Genomic DNA, 15,479 nt, shown 5'->3' on the forward strand with positions numbered 1-15,479 from the left:
CCGGAGGAAACACTGCGGCTCACCCAGACCAGCCAACCCCGTGTAGGGGTCTATCCTTACGGTCCGATGGCCCAAACCCAGCGCAGCCGCAAAATCGAAGGCGGCAGGTAAACCCCGAACTGGTCCCCGAAAGTTGGACCGGCCACGTAACGGCCTTAAGCCGCCAGGTGCCTGAGCAGGTACCCCGGCGACCCGGGTCATCTCGGCCAGGGCGTCGCGCATGGGCGGGTGGCAGATGAATTACGAGAGTTCGGAAGGGTCGGCCTGGTTGCCGTCGGATCCACTCCCCACGACGATAGCGAAGAAAGGACGCCACTGAACGTTGTGTGTGTGCTGATGCTTACACGAGGGGTACCGTGGCCGGTCCGGCTCGGTGACCGTTGCTGCAGCTATCGAGGGTTTAGGTGCATGAGTCATCTTGTTCGTCCATTTCGGGGGCACTCGCAGTGCAGGGTTTGGCCGCGGGAGGCTGCCGGTTGTGGCGGCGCCTGGCCTATACTTCAGCAACTGGACCGATGGGGCTGCCGGGTTCGGGCTGGGGAGGACGCAGGGGAGCGATGGTTGGGCAAGAACGGGATGATCTGCTGACGCAGTCGCTGCTGCTGGACGAGATCGGTCAGTCTGTGATCGGGATGGACAGCAAGTGGCGGGTGACGTACTGGAACCGCGCCTCGGAGCGTTTGTATGGTTTCCGCGCCGCCGAGGTGCTGGGCATGACGCCGCAAGATTTAGGAATCGTCATGAACCTCCAGGCCGTCGGGAATGGGCTGACGGGGGAAGAAATCGCAGAACTGATCTCGCACGGACACGACTGGGCGGGCGAGTTGTGGATCCGTGACCGGAACGGCAGGCAGTTTCCCGTGCATGCAACGATCAGCCCGATCAGGGGCAGACACACCGTGCCCGTGGACATTGTGGCCATCTCAAAGGACATCACCGACAGGAAACGCCAGGAAGCGGTCCTGCGCCGCCTCTCCGCGATGGTGGAGTCCTCAGGAGATGCCATTATCGGCGCCGACATGAACGGGAAGATCACCATCTGGAACGCGGGTGCGATCAGTATGTTCGGGTGGAACCGGCCTGAGGCCATGGGGAAAACCCACGACTTGTTCACGACGGCAGACTCGGAAAACCTGGACCATCGTGTCGCCGGGCGGATCCGCAGCGGCGCATTTGTTACCGGTGTGGAAGCGCGGTGGCGGCGCAAGGACGGGTCAATCATCGATGTTGAACTGACCGTGTCACCGGTATACGGGCAGGACGGCAAGCTCGCCGGCGCTTCCGCCATCGCGCGGGACATCACGGAAATTAAGGCACTGCGGGCCGAAGCGGACGCGGAGCGGCGCCGGCTGCTGGCCGCGCAGGAGATGGCCCAGGTGGGAAGCATCGAATATTCCGCCGACGACACCGCGACCTGGCACTCGGAGGAATTCGGCCGCATTGTGGGTGCGAAGGGCGATGATTCCCTATCGCGGGCATGGATGCTGGAGCGGACTCATCCGGAGGACCGCGACCGCGTAGGGCAGGTGTGGCGCAGCCTGCACGCGGGTGCGGGATATGCCGATATCGAGTACCGCATCATCCGGTCCGACGGCGGGCAACGGTGGCTGCATTCACGGATACGGACCGTGTACGGCCCTGATGGCCTGCCGTTGCAGTTTCTGGACACGGTGCTGGACGTGACCGAGCGAAAGGACACGGAACAGGTCCTGCAATGGCAGGCGCGCCACGATGCACTGACCGGCCTGCCAAACCGGTACCTGGTCACCGAGGTATTGCAGGGGTTCCTTGACCGCGGCTCGCGGCCGGCGGTCATGTTTATCGATATTGACAGGTTCAAGCTGGTCAATGACGGCATCGGCCACCGGGGAGGTGACAGGATTCTAATGCTCCTCGGTGAGCGGCTGATGGAGGCCGTCCGGGAAGGCGATACCGTGGCTCGTTTCGGCGGTGATGAATTCGTTATCGTCTGCGAAAACTTGGGGGTGCGTGCTGCCAAGGTTCTGGCTGCTCGGATCCGCGAACGTCTCAGGGCCCCTTTTGAGGTTGAGGATCGCCAGCTCTTCCTCAACGTCAGTGTCGGCATTTCATTGGCCGGTCCGAAGGAGACGGCCGAATCCATGCTCGGTGGGGCGGACACCGCGATGTATCGGGCCAAATCGGCCGGCGGGAACGCATCGGTGGTCTACCACGCCAGAATGACCCAGCGAGCGAGTGGACGGCTTGATCTGGAGTCAGACCTACGGCTGGCCCTGGACAGGGACGAACTGTGTCTGTACTACCAACCGATCATGGACCTCGAGGCGGGCGTACCGCTCGGATTTGAGGAATTACTCCGCTGGCAGCACCCGGCCCATGGGTTGCTGATGCCGGACAGGTTTGTCCCCATCGCCGAAGAAACAGGTCTGATTGTCCCGATCGGAAGCTGGCTGCTGAAGGAAACCCTGAACCAGGTCCAGCAATGGCGCAGGGACTTGGCGGAGGGGCCTGACCTGACCGCCGCGGTTAACATCTCAGGCCGGCAGCTCGTCGCGGAGGATTTCCCCGACATCGTGGAGACAGCGATCCGGGAAACCGGCATTGATCCTTCCGCCGTAAACCTCGAAATCACCGAAACTGTCCTAATGGACGAACCCGACCTGCCAAAGGAAACACTGCAGCGCCTCTACCGCATGGGTGTCGGCCTTTCCATCGATGATTTCGGTACCGGCTACTCATCGCTGAGTTACCTCAAATGGCTCTCTGCACGGACCCTGAAAATCGACCGTACCTTCGTTCAGGAACTGGCGGCGGACCCCCGCGCCGGAACAGTGATTGAACTCGTCCTGGGAATGGCGAACAGCCTTAAACTGGACGTCGTCGCAGAAGGCGTGGAAACCGAAAGCCAGTTACGGGAATTGCGCCGCCTGGGCGTCACGCAGGCCCAGGGCTTCATCTGGAGCAAACCAATACCGGCCGAACAGGTCCCCGCTTTCCTGAGCACCTTTCCTGCCCTCAAGAAGCCCCAGGCCCCAGCGCACTAACACAGCACCCCGGTCGCGCAGGAATTACGGCAGTCGGTCCCGCCGGCGGCCACATACGAAATATGGGTTACCGGCGACATCCGCTGGTGGTGGGTCAGCCGGGGGAGTGGCCTGTCCCGGCCATCCGGCGTACGCGAACGGTGAGGTACCTGAAACGGCGGGCCGAAACGACGTCGGCACTGGTCACCGCTAACGGAATGGACCGTATTCCCTGCGCATGACTCGGGGGATGTATGACGCGGGGACTACGGTGATGGCCTGCCCCCGTTGGCGCTACGTGGTGCTGTTAGGGGTGAAGCAGGGACGGGACGCTGTTCTGGGCTACTTCGGTGAGCTTGTCACCCGTTCCCAAGCGTCTTTCAAGGCCACGGTCCAGGACGTCGTTGGTGCCAACCACATAAGGTCGGCATTCATCTCGCGCATGCCCAGAGCAATGGTAAAACGATGGACGCCGCACCGGTTATCGTCTTCGTGGTCTGCTACGGCAAAGTGGTCGAAGGCCGGGAATACTTTGACGACACCGCCAAAGCCGATGAATTTTTTCGACGTAAGACTTCCGAGGACGACCCTCTAGAACCCCGGGAAGAACTTGGCCCGCATCAAGGTGTGCCGCTGGCTTCCAGGCGTCGGAGGCCTTGACGCAGCGAGCCCGCGACCGGCGCGTTCCGCGTCACCACGATCAACAACGCCGCGAGACGGACTGCCAAGCTCGTGGGTTTCCGGTTTCCGGTTCCAGGTCACGTGGAGCCGTGACCCCCGTCCTCACCTGGCTCGATCCGGGCGCTGACGTAACTGCCTGGGGCGCAGAAATTGCTCTCCCGCACCGTCCATGTGACAACCTGGGGATCTGACCAGTCGTAGTGTTCCCTGGCCCAGACAGTCCCGCCCGGAGACTTGCTTCCCTCCCGGAGATCCGCGGGAGCCTCACTCACCGGGTAAACCTCATACAAAGGCGGATAAATCCCGGGCCAGACATCGGGCCTGCGCGGGCTAAAGTCCAGTAACGTTCCACGGATTCTTTCCGGTGACACGCGTGAATCCAACACCCTCTCCACCTTGGGCACTTGCACTCCCTCCCGAACGCTTCCAGTGTCCCCGAGTCCCAGCGCGATGCAAGAGTTTGGGTTTGGACTCCTTGGTGTCACCGTCGATGTCACCAACCTCAGCCCGGATGGATCGACTTGGGGGACAGATGCCTTCGCCAATGTCAGAATCACTCCCTGGAATCCCAAAGCCGTAGCTCCTGAAACGAGTTGAACGACAGTAAGTACGCAGTAGCCGGGCATTAGCAACGCGGCAGGGTGTTAACCGGTCGTGCAGGCTCGGTGCCTCCTGTTGTGGCGGCCGGTGGGCTGTCAGCCTTAAACCGTATCTTCGTCGTGGCGTTTGCTCCCTGCGGTGGTTCGTCGCCTGCAATTTCCGGAATCGCTACTGCACACTCTGCGAGGATGCACCCGGAACCCATCCCGACCTCGTCCGAATGGCGTTGTTCGGCTGTGTGGCCAACAACGCCGACCGGAAGAGCGGGCATGTACTGCGCGGCCGGGACGGCCGGATCTGTGGCATCGACCACAGGCTTTTGTTTTCCGCCGGATTCAGGCCGCGCACCGGGATCTGGGCTGCCGCGCAGCCGTTTCTCCCATTCTGGCTCTTCCAGTTCCTAGCCGGGGCGAACTCAACCACGGGTATTTGCCTACAACATATCATTGCGTCTACGCAATGATAAGGGAAACTTCATCCCAATGCGAACTGCGGGAGAAAAGCTGGGGGACTTGAGCATTTGGTCTGCCGAATCTGGGGGATGTTCATTGCGCCCTAGCAATTATTGCCCTTAGACTAATTGTTATGGCAGAGCCACCAATGGACTTCCCCCCGCATGTTTTGCGTGAGTACGCGATGGTTGCAGACGGTGCCCGGGCGGCGTTGATAGGTCCCCGGGGAGATGTGGTCTGGATGTGTGCGCCGCGCTGGCACAGTGATGCCGTCTTCTCGGGGCTGCTGGGTGGGCCGGGGACTTTCGCGGTAAGTCCGACCGATCCCCGCTATGTGTGGGGCGGACAGTACGAGGACGGAACGCTGATTTGGGTGAGCCGGTGGGTAACCGGGACTGGGATTGTTGAGTGCCGCGAGGCGCTGGCATATCCCGGGGATCCTACTGGGGCGGTACTGCTGCGCCGGATTTCTGCTGTACTGGGCCCGGCGTCTGTTCGGATGGTTTTGGACGTGCGGGCGAACTTCGGCAAGCACAAAATGACCCGTCTTTCCTGTCAAGACGGTGTGTGGACTGCGCGTTCCGGGAACATGAGGGTGCGTCTGGTTGGTGCGTCGAGGGCGAAGTCCGGGGAAGAAGGTCTTGAAGCGGTTTTTGAGCTGGCAGAAGGTGATTCCCACGATCTTGTGCTGGAAATCTCCGATCACCAACTTCCCGGAGAACCGGCGGAGCCGGGGCCCACTTGGAGTGCCACGGAAAATGCGTGGCATTCGGCGGTTCCCCGGTTCGATAACACGATATCCGCCGATGACTGCCGGCAGTCATATGCTGTTCTCCGCGGAATGACGGGGGTGGGGGGCGCGATGGTGGCGGCATCCACCATGGGCTTGCCCGAGCGGGCCGAGCAGAAGAGGAATTACGACTACCGCTATGCGTGGATCCGGGACCAGTGTTACGTCGGCCAGGCAGTCGCGGCTTGCAAGATGTTTCCACTGCTGGACGACGCGGTGGGTTTTGTTGCCTCCAGACTGCTTGCGGACGGACCGGATATGCGGCCGGCGTACACCACGGAGGGTGGCCAGGTCCCGGATGAATGGGACATTGGGCTACCCGGATACCCCGGTGGCGCGGGCCGGGCCGGGAACTGGGTCAACAAGCAGTTCCAGCTGGATGCATTCGGGGAGTCACTACTGCTTTTCGCCGCCGCTGCAGAAAATGACCGGCTGAACCTTCAGCATTGGAAGGCGGCAGAGATCTGCGCGGGCGCCATTATGGGGCGGTGGCAGGAACCCGATGCGGGCATGTGGGAACTCGACAACCGCAAATGGGCCCATTCGCGCCTCATCTGCGCTGCCGGCCTGCGGGCCATAGGGCGGAACGCCCCGCCGCAACAGGGGGCGAAATGGACGTCACAGGCTGACACCCTGATTACGGACGTGGCCAATGACTGCCTGCACCCCAGCGGGCGGTGGCAACGCGCACCGGATGATGACCGCGTCGACGCGTCGCTGCTTCTTCCGGTGATCCGCGGTGCTCTTCCGCCCGATGACCCCCGGTCAGTAGCCACCCTTAGAACAGTTCAGGACGGCCTGGCCAGGGACAGGTACCTGTATCGCTTCCGCCAGGATGGACGGGCTCTGGCCAAGTCTGAGGGAGCGTTCCTGCTGTGTGGTTTTGACATGGCCATGGCCCTCCACCAAAGCGGAGAGACCACTGAAGCGGCCCGCTGGTTCGAAAGAAACCGCGCTGCCTGCGGCTCCCCGGGCCTCTTCACGGAGGAGTACGACGTCGAGCAACGCCAACTTCGTGGCAATTTCCCACAAGCCTTTGTACACGCCGCCATGCTCGAAACCTCACGTCGGCTGGCGGATCCTCCGCCCCCGTGGGGCGGCCTGAATTCCTGACGGCGAGCACGGCCAACCACATATTTGGTGAAGTAACCGAGACGCGAGAAGGAGCAGGCATGAACACCTTCAAAGGCAAGACAGTGGTTGTTACAGGCGCGAGCGGCGGTATCGGGCGGGCCACGGCCATCGGCTTCGGCCGACAAGGAGCCTACGTCGCGCTGCTGGCCCGGGGAGAAACAGGACTGGCCAGTGCAGCCAGAGAAGTGGAAGCGGCGGGGGGACGGACACTGACGATCGCGGTGGATACCTCCGACCACGATGCCCTCGATACGGCAACCACCCGCGTTGAGCGGGAACTGGGTCCAATCGACGTCTGGGTTAATGTCGCTTTCACTTCAGTTTTCGCCCCCTTTGCGGATATTAAACCCGAGGAGTACAAGCGCGTCACCGAGGTCAGCTATCTCGGGTACGTCTACGGAACAATGATCGCATTGAACCGGATGAAGAAGCAGGGGCAGGGCACTATTGTCCAGGTGGGCTCGGCCCTTGCCTATCGCGGAATCCCGCTCCAGTCCGCCTATTGCGGTGCAAAACATGCCATCCAGGGCTTCAACGAATCCCTTCGGTGCGAACTGCTCCACGATGGAAGCCCGATCAGGACAACGATGGTGCAGATGCCGGCCGTCAACACACCACAGTTCAGCTGGGTGCTTTCCCGTCTGCCGAACAAGGCCCAGCCGGTGCCGCCCATATACCAGCCCGAAGTTGCAGCAAGTGGCGTCCTTTACGCGGCCGCCCACCCGCAGCGCCGGGAGTATTGGGTTGGAGGAAGCACCATGGGCACCTTGGTGGCCAATGCCGTCGTCCCAGGGCTGCTCGACAGGTACTTGGCACGGACAGGATTCAAATCCCAGCAAAGGCCGCAACCGCGCGACCCCGATCAGCCCGTAAACCTTTGGAAACCGGCAGACGAGGACCGGGACTTCGGCACCCACGGCGCATTTGATGGGCGTTCAGCAGAGTGGAGCGGCCAATTGTGGGCTTCCCATCACCACGGCCTCTTGGCAGCGGCCGGAGCTGCGGCAGCGGGATTGTTGACGTTGCTCCCTCTGTCGCTGGGAAAGAGGCGGCGATGATGGAGCCGCTGGAGACCACCCGCGGAGCATACGGCCTGTGCCAGCTGGCCTTCCCGGCGCCGGTTTTCCGTCTTGCGGTTCGCCAGCAACCGGAACCGGATGCGCGTGTCCGGGCCGTGATGCGCATTCTGGGCGCGAGGCATCTGATTCAAGCCATAGTCGTTGGGGCAGTCCCAACCTCAGGTGCGCTCCGCGTGGGTGCCGGCGTGGTCGACTTACTGCACTCCGTCAGCATGGCCGCCCTGGCCCTCGCCGATCGGCGGCGCCGCAGGGCAGCCGCCGTGGACGCCGTGATCGCAGGGCTGTTCGGAGGCATGGAATTCGCGGTTGCCTCCCGTCGTAAACGGGGCGCGCCCGCGGCGGCGCCCCGCCGGCGCGGATGATGTGGCTCTGATTGGGCCACTGGGGATCAGCGCCGCGTGTGTAGTAAGGGAAGATTTTGCGGAATGAAAGAAGCAGCGTCAGGACGGGGAGCGGCATGAAGACACCAGTTCCAACAAATGCAACCATTCACGGGATAGACCGCATGATCCGCAATGTGGAAACCGGACGATTTGAGAGGTCACTTTCCGGGCTCACTGCGGCCGGCGCCCTGGTTACCGCGGCGGAAATATATTTTGAACACGACAAGGCAAGCTTCGGCAACAAACTCATGTGGCTCCCGGTCGCCCTTGGACCGGTGGGAGCGGCTGCCGGGATCGCCGGGATCTTTAGCAAGAGGATGGCCAAGACAGCACTTCCCCTGGCTTCCGCGGCCATCGTCGCCAACGGCTTGCAGGGAACGTATTTGCACGCGCGGGGCATCGCCCAGAAGCCTGGAGGATTCTCCAACCTGACCTACAACATGGAGATGGGACCACCATTACTGGCACCGCTTCTGGTGACGCTGGTTGGCGGGATGGGTTTGCTTGCCGCAGTACTGAGGAGGGAAAAGTGACAGCACTCCCGCTTGACGCCAACGACGGCGGCGGCCGCTTTCCCGGCTTCGACGCGCAAGGACAGTCCTCGCGTTGGGATCGGGTTACCCAGGGGGTGGTCCTGGCCCGCCTGGGACGGCCCACAGATCTGCGGTTTTTTACCGTTGCGGAGGAAGCAGCAGCGAGGGCGCTGTTTGATCAGTTGCTGGACCAGCGCCAAGAGCCCCGGGTTCCAGTGGTAAACATGGTCGATGCCCGCCTGGCTGAGGACCAGACCGACGGCTGGCATTACGAAGACATGGAACCGGACCCGGCTGCCTGGCGCAGCACACTGGCTGAGCTGGACGCCGAAGCCCGTGAACGCCACGAAAGGCCGTTCGCCGAGCTTTCCTGTGAAGAGCAAACGCTGCTTCTGACCGACATTCAGGCAGCGGAAAAGTGGCGGGGCCGACAGGCGTCTCGCGTCTGGAGCTTGTGGACGCGGTACGCATGCACGGCCTTCTACTCGCACCCCCTGGCCTGGGACGAGATAGGTTTCGCCGGGCCCGCTTATCCCCGGGGATACAAGAATCTCGGTCTCAACGCCCGGGAACCCTTCGAGGTGGCGGATGCGCGCCCGGCCCAGGATCCTGCACCACACAAGGCCAAATCTGAAACAGGAAGGCAACGCTGATGGCTTCGGTAAAAGATCGAAATGCCTCGGCCTGGCTGCTGCCTCCCGTGCCCGGAACAAATCATGCCATGCGCGCCAACATGGCGCAGTTTCGTGACGAGGATGAGGTCGACGTAGTGATCGTCGGCTGTGGTGCGGGCGGCTCAACCCTGCTTCAGCGCCTGGCTCGCGCTGGCTGGAAGGCTGTGGCCTTGGACGCTGGCCCGTTTTGGGACCCGGAACGTGACTGGGTGAGCGACGAAGCAGGCTCGCACCACCTGTACTGGACCGAACCCCGGATCATTTCCGGAGATGATCCGGTACCGCTCGGTTCGAATAACTCCGGGAGGGGAGTGGGCGGCTCCATGGTGCACTACGCCGGTTACACGCCCAGGTTCCATCCCAGTGACTTTCATACCTACAGCGCCGATGGCGTGGGTGCCGACTGGCCGCTCGAGTATGGGGAACTCAAAGCCTATTACGAGGACATCGAGGGGGAACTGCCCGTAGCCGGAGAGCACTGGCCGTGGGGCGACCCACACTCGTATCCTCACAGCCCCCACCCCGTTTCGGGCAACGGTGAATTATTCCTTCGGGGGGCGCTGGCGTCCGGCATAACGGCCAAGGTTGGCCCGGTCGCGATCTCCAACGGCCGCTTCGGCAACCGCCCGCACTGCATTTACCGCGGTTTCTGCCTCCAGGGTTGCAAGGTCAACGCCAAAGCGTCACCACTGGTCACCCATATCCCCGATGCCCTGCACCACGGGGCGGAGGTTCGGGCCGACTCGATGGTCACCAGGATCGAAATAGACGACAGAACGGGCAAGGCCACCGGAGTGCATTACGTCCGGCACGGACGGGCCCGCTTCCAACGTGCCCGGATCGTCGCCGTCGCCGGTTATTCCATCGAGACACCGCGCTTGTTGCTCAACTCCGCCTGTAAACGTTTCCCGGCGGGGCTATGCAATGACTTCGACCAAGTGGGGCGATACCTGATGGTCCAGGGGGCACCCCAGACGGCCGGCAGGTTCGAGTCTGAGGTGCGAATGTGGAAGGCCCCACCGCCGGAAGTCAGCTCTGAGGACTTCTACGAAACCGACCCGTCCAAACCCTACAAGCGCGGGTTCTCCATACAGACGGTATCGCCGCTGCCCATCACGTGGGCAGAGCACGTCGCTGCGCAGGGACATTGGGGGGGAAAGCTGCGTGAATACATGAGCGACTACGTGCACTGGGCCTGTCTGGGAGCGTTGTGCGAATTCTTACCGCAGCCCGACAACCGTGTAACGCTCAGTTCGGAAAAGGACAGGAATTCAATGCCAGTCGCGCATTTCCACTACTCCCAATGTGACAATGACCGCCAGCTGATGGAGGCGGCCCAGGGAGCCATGGAGAAGATCCTCTATGGTGCAGGCGCCGAGGAAGTCATCACCATTAAACGCTTTGCCCATCTTGTGGGCGGTGCGCGAATGGCCGCCGACGAACAACGCGGCGTTGTCGACGCCGACTGCCGCAGCTTCGCCGTACCTAACCTCTACATCACGGACGGAAGCGTATTGCCGACCCAGGGAAGCGCCAACCCGGCACTAACCATCATGGCCGTCACGGCCCGCGCCGCGAATCGATTGATCGCGGGCGGTGCCGGCAAAGCCACCAAAACCACACAGCCCGCACGTCCAGCCACTGCTTAGCAAATGAACAAACAACGGCAAAAGAGACCGAACGTCAGCTAGTTCCTTTGCGGAGATCGCAAAAGGGAGCTGCGGCGAAGCCCCCGCCTCCAGGAGATGGTTTGCGCATGGTGCACATTGCCGCCGGCGGAGCCAAAGCAGAATGGCAGGAAACCTTCCCAAACAAGAAAGGCTGACCATGCCGGCCACTCGAACTAAATCCGATCCGGCCCTCACCGGCCTGGACGTCGGCACCTACACAATTCCCACCGACAGCCCGGAGGCAGACGGCACTTTCGCCTGGGATTCCACTACGGTTGTGGTGGTCCGTGCCCGGGCCGGCGACCGCGAGGGGCTCGGCTGGACGTATGCACCACCCTCCTGCTCAAAGCTGATCACAGAACTGCTTGAGCCAGCCGTTTCCGGACGGTGTGTCTGGGACACAACAGGCGCGGCCCTTTCGATGTTGAGGGCCGTACGAAATACCGGCCGGAGTGGGCTTGCTGGCTACGCCATCTCGGCGGTGGACTGTGCCTTATGGGATCTGAAGGCACGTTTGCTTGACCTTCCCCTGTTCCGCCTCCTGGGAGCGGCGCGCGACAAGATCAACATTTATGGCAGCGGCGGGTTCACCACCTACTCCCGTCAACAACTGGAGGACCAGCTCACCGGCTGGGTCCACGGTCAGCAGATCCCTCGAGTGAAAATAAAGATTGGTCAGGACAACGGAAATGACATCCCGCGGGATTTGCAGCGCATCTTCCAGGCACGCAGCATCATCGGGAACGGCGCAGAACTGTTCGTCGACGCCAACGGGGCCTACACGGCGAAACAAGCCGTCAGGGTTTTCGAAGCGGCTCAGGAATCCCGGCTCGCGTGGTTTGAAGAGCCGGTGTCCTCCGACCACCTACTCGGACTGCGGACCGTTAAGGAGGCAATAACTGCCGACGTTGCCGCGGGGGAATACGGTACTGACTTGTTCTACTTCCAGCGGTTATGCCAAGCCGAGGCCGTGGACTGCGTTCAGCTGGACGTCTCACGCTGCGGCGGCATCACCCAATGGCTGCGGATAGCCGCTGCGGTGGCAGCGTATGGACTTCAGGTGTCCGGCCACTGCGCACCGAACCTGAGCGCTCCCGTTGCTGCCGCGACAGAAAACTTTCGGCATCTGGAGTGGTTCCACGACCACGTGCGGATCGAACGGACGTTCTTTGATGGGACCTTGGACCCCAGCGGCGGCGCTATCGCACCCGATGCAGGCTCGCCGGGCAACGGGCTGACCTTCCGCGGCGCCGCCGTCGAAAAGTACCGGGTGGGTTAGACAAGCCCGGCGGACGACGCTCGTCCCCTTCTGACTCGCTGCTCCTTCCTCCCGGGCGGACCTATTCGTGGATTGCTCTCAGATCACCGGCCAAACTGACGGCCGGTGATCTGCGTGCCTCTGGGAGATCGAAGAACATGACACCTTCTTTGAGCCACGAGCGAGGGCGCCTATTCCAAGGGAGTCTTCTTCGTGATTTCTGACTGTTCGTGGCATTCTCTGCCCCTTGGGATTGAAGCCCGTGCTAGTCTCCTTCGGTCCGGTAGCGAGGCCTCGGCCTTAACGGCTATCCTCCCACTAGGGGCATTTCGCGTCTTGGCCGCAAGCCCTGAACCGCGCAGGCGAAGCAGGGCCCAATCATGCATATGGACACAAAGAAACGACTCAGCGGTTATGCGGCTTCCTCTAGTAATGGTCCCAACCGTGTTTCCCGGAGGGCGCAATCAACTATGCCGCCGTATTGACGCTTCCGCGAGCCATCCATCCATAACGGTCCGGCCAGGGCGGTTCTTCAACGCCTGGCCCGTGCTCTCGTTAGCGTTCTTCCCCGTCGTCGGCTTGGCCAAGGTGAAGTTTCCCTTTAACGCGTTCAATTCCTTCGGTAAGGAGGGCCTTGGCCGAGTCGCGCACCACGTCGACCCCGTCAGGGTCTTTCTTGAGTAGTGCCTCCGCAGTGTGCTTCGCGAACTCGAGGGTGATGTGCGGGGGAAGGGGCGGTACGTTCTTGCTTGTGTAGGCATCAATGACGGTGACCCCCTGGTGCGCGAATGCCGTGTCCCAGGCGCCGGGGACCTCGTCGTCTGTTTTGACGCGAATGCCGCGGAAGCCAAGCAACTCCGCCCACCCCGCGTAGTCTACTGACTGAACGTCCTGGGAGGTGGACCATACAGGGTTAGCATCCTCGGTGCGCATTTCCCAGGAGACTTGTGTGAGGTCGTTATTGTGCAGAATCAGGATGATCAGCTGGGGGTCCTCCCAGTCCCGCAAGTACTTTTTGATCGTGATCAGTTCGTTCATGCCGAGCATCTGGAAGGCGCCGTCGCCGATGGTGCAGATTACGGATCGGTCGGAATAGGCGAATTTTGCGGCTGTAGCGTACGGCATGGCGGCGAGCATGCTGGCAAGCCTTCCGGAAAGATCACCAAGCATCCCGCGGCGAAGTCTGATGTGGTGGCCGTACCAGTCTGCCGTGGAACCGGCGTCCGCCGTGACGATGGCGCGCGGCGGCAGGCGCTTGTTGAGTTCATGGTAGACGCGCCGGGGGTTGACGCCGTCTTTGTAGGTCAGCATCGCCTGTGCTTCCATCTCACCTTCCCACTCCAGCATCTCCTCGGCGACGGTGTTCTGCCAGGAGAGGTCGGTTTTCTGGACCAGATGCGGGATGAGCGCGCTAAGGGTTGCCCTCACATCACCCCACAAGTTGAGTTCGGTGGGATAGCGCAGCCCCATTTGCTCGGGCTTAAGGTCGATCTGGATCGCTCGCGCCTGGCCGCTCTTCGGCAGGAATTGGCTGTAGGGATAGTTTGTGCCGAGAAATACGAGAGTGTCGCAACCGCTCATTTGATGGGCACTGGGCAGGGAACCCAGGAGGCCGAGCTGCTGGGAATGGTGCGGCACGTCGGAGGGAATAACCTGTTTCGCGCGTAGGGCCGTGATCAGGCCGGCCCCGCAGAGTTCTGCGGCCTTTAGGACCTCATGGGTGGCCCCATTCGCCCCGTGGCCGACGACGAACGTGACTTTACTGCCCGCATTGATGATGTTTGCTGCCTTCTGGATCTCAGTTTGCGGGGGGACGATTGAGATGGACGGCGCAACAGCGCTGGAGCGCGATACCCAGTTCTGGGGGGCAAGCTCGGGCATCTTCATTCCCTGCACATCGTGGGGAAAGATGATCACGGCAGGACCCAGCCTGACTTTGGCGGTACGGAAAGCAGTGTCCACGACGGCCTGAGCCTGCTCCGGGGAGACGATCGTCTGGACATAGACTGCGACGTCCGCAAGAGTGCGTTCGAGATTGCTCTCCTGCTGCGTGAAGGTACCCAACGCGTTGAGCCCCTGCTGGCCAACGATCGCCACGACAGGCTGATTGTCCATCTGCGCGTCATAGAGACCGTTGAGCATGTGGAAAGCACCGGGACTGGAGGTGGCAACGCATACGCCCACCTCACCGGTGAACTTGGCGTGCGCGGTGGCCATCAACGAACAGATCTCCTCATGCGTCGGGCGCACATACTTCAGGCCTGCTTCAGCGCGTTGGGCTTTTTCCAGGGCACCATCGAACTCGCCAATCCCGTCGCCAGGAAACGCGAAGATACGGCTGACACCCCAATCCCTCACGCGTTGGACCACAAAATCGCTGACAGTTGCCATGGTTCTTCCTCCTGCTTTTGGTATTGGCCGAAGGGTCATCGTGACCAGTTCGGCCTAACTGAGGACCAGCGGCGCGCCCACCGTGGTGTTGTTGTTCAGCTGCCGCTCCGGACAGCAGCTGCCGCGAGGATGAAGCCGGTGATCACAGAAGCGGCGCATAATATCCAGAGCATGCCTATCTGTCCGCTTTTCTCCCGAACGATCCGGGGCCCGGCGGTGGAAGCCACACCGGCCCGGACCAGTGCGGTGCCCGCGCTGACGACGGCAACTGTCCAGCACAGCCACTGGATGAAGGCTGTTGAACCTTGGTCCATGATCCTCCCTTTCCGAAAGGGGCATTCGACGGCAGGGTGCAGGCCGAGATTCCTTGCTTCAACGCTACCATTGCGGGAACGCAAAGGAAATGACTTCATGTCATCCCGGACCGCGACACCCGATCATCCGCTTATTCCTCGTCCGGGTTCCAGGACCGCAGTACTTGGAGAACCGCAGTGCCCGCACCTTGATTTTCTCGAGCCTGATTCTCCGGGGCGTTCCGACGGCAGCACAAGTGGTGATCCAGAACGATAGGTTGCTGATCATCATTTGATTCCTGATTCCCCGGCAGCCCCGGTGACCGTCCTATGACATGCGGTGGTGTCCGGATTTTTGATCGAAGCGACCGCTTGGCGATGGTTGCCGATGGGGGCGCTCCGGCGCGTCATCTGGGCCTTCGCCTTCCACCGGCGGGCTGGGCCCGCTGGCTCCGTGACGTGGGCAGCGAAGTGGACGGAGAGACCTTGGGGCAGGGGCGGCCGGGTCACGAGGACACGTGTCCCAGAGCGACTGGCCC

General features: G+C 61.9%; 10 protein-coding genes. 8 read left to right on the forward strand and 2 right to left on the reverse strand.

Annotation, left to right across the window (positions count from 1 at the left end):
- Window positions 1-557: 557 nt before the first annotated feature.
- The 8 genes from IEW19_RS03955 to IEW19_RS03990 all read left to right on the forward strand — a co-directional run bounded on the left by IEW19_RS03955 (window position 558) and on the right by IEW19_RS03990 (window position 12,277).
- Window positions 558-3,023 (forward strand): sensor domain-containing protein, encoded by a 2,466-nt coding sequence (locus IEW19_RS03955; RefSeq protein WP_188570402.1) that lies wholly within the window; start codon window positions 558-560, stop codon window positions 3,021-3,023.
- A 1,896-nt stretch (window positions 3,024-4,919) separates the two neighbouring features.
- On the forward strand, window positions 4,920-6,638 hold the full coding sequence (locus tag IEW19_RS24405) for a glycoside hydrolase family 15 protein (RefSeq protein ID WP_505592650.1): 1,719 nt from the start codon (window positions 4,920-4,922) through the stop codon (window positions 6,636-6,638).
- A gap of 59 nt (window positions 6,639-6,697) precedes the next feature.
- Entirely contained in the window at window positions 6,698-7,717 is a 1,020-nt protein-coding gene (locus IEW19_RS03965) for an SDR family oxidoreductase (protein WP_188570404.1), read from the forward strand.
- A gap of 206 nt (window positions 7,718-7,923) precedes the next feature.
- Window positions 7,924-8,100 carry a hypothetical protein gene (locus tag IEW19_RS03970; RefSeq protein ID WP_188570405.1) on the forward strand — a complete coding sequence of 59 codons (177 nt, stop codon included), beginning with the start codon at window positions 7,924-7,926 and terminating at the stop codon, window positions 8,098-8,100.
- Between the two features lie 95 nt (window positions 8,101-8,195).
- On the forward strand, window positions 8,196-8,654 hold the full coding sequence (locus IEW19_RS03975; RefSeq protein WP_188570406.1) for a hypothetical protein: 459 nt from the start codon (window positions 8,196-8,198) through the stop codon (window positions 8,652-8,654).
- Window positions 8,651-9,307: a gluconate 2-dehydrogenase subunit 3 family protein gene (locus tag IEW19_RS03980; RefSeq protein ID WP_188570407.1), complete on the forward strand. Its 657-nt coding sequence runs from the start codon at window positions 8,651-8,653 to the stop codon at window positions 9,305-9,307. Before IEW19_RS03975 ends, IEW19_RS03980 begins: the two co-directional genes overlap by 4 nt.
- Entirely contained in the window at window positions 9,307-10,977 is a 1,671-nt protein-coding gene (locus tag IEW19_RS03985; RefSeq protein ID WP_188570408.1) for a GMC family oxidoreductase, read from the forward strand. The genes IEW19_RS03980 and IEW19_RS03985 overlap by 1 nt, the downstream gene beginning before the upstream one ends.
- A 178-nt stretch (window positions 10,978-11,155) precedes the next feature.
- The gene (locus IEW19_RS03990; RefSeq protein WP_229748319.1) at window positions 11,156-12,277 is read left to right on the forward strand and encodes an enolase C-terminal domain-like protein; all 1,122 of its coding nucleotides are present in this window, start codon (window positions 11,156-11,158) and stop codon (window positions 12,275-12,277) included.
- 534 nt (window positions 12,278-12,811) lie between these two features.
- On the opposite strand, the gene IEW19_RS03995 is transcribed toward IEW19_RS03990, so the two are convergent.
- Both IEW19_RS03995 and IEW19_RS04000 read right to left on the reverse strand, forming a co-directional pair.
- Complete coding sequence (locus tag IEW19_RS03995; RefSeq protein WP_188570410.1) at window positions 12,812-14,647, reverse strand: thiamine pyrophosphate-requiring protein; 1,836 nt, start codon at window positions 14,645-14,647, stop codon at window positions 12,812-12,814.
- A 95-nt stretch (window positions 14,648-14,742) separates the two neighbouring features.
- A complete protein-coding gene (locus IEW19_RS04000) occupies window positions 14,743-14,961 on the reverse strand; it encodes a hypothetical protein (protein ID WP_188570411.1) in 219 nt (72 codons plus the stop codon).
- Window positions 14,962-15,479 lie beyond the last annotated feature (518 nt).

It is taken from the genome of Arthrobacter liuii (genome assembly GCF_014639275.1).
Classification (GTDB): Bacteria; Actinomycetota; Actinomycetes; order Actinomycetales; family Micrococcaceae; genus Arthrobacter; species Arthrobacter liuii.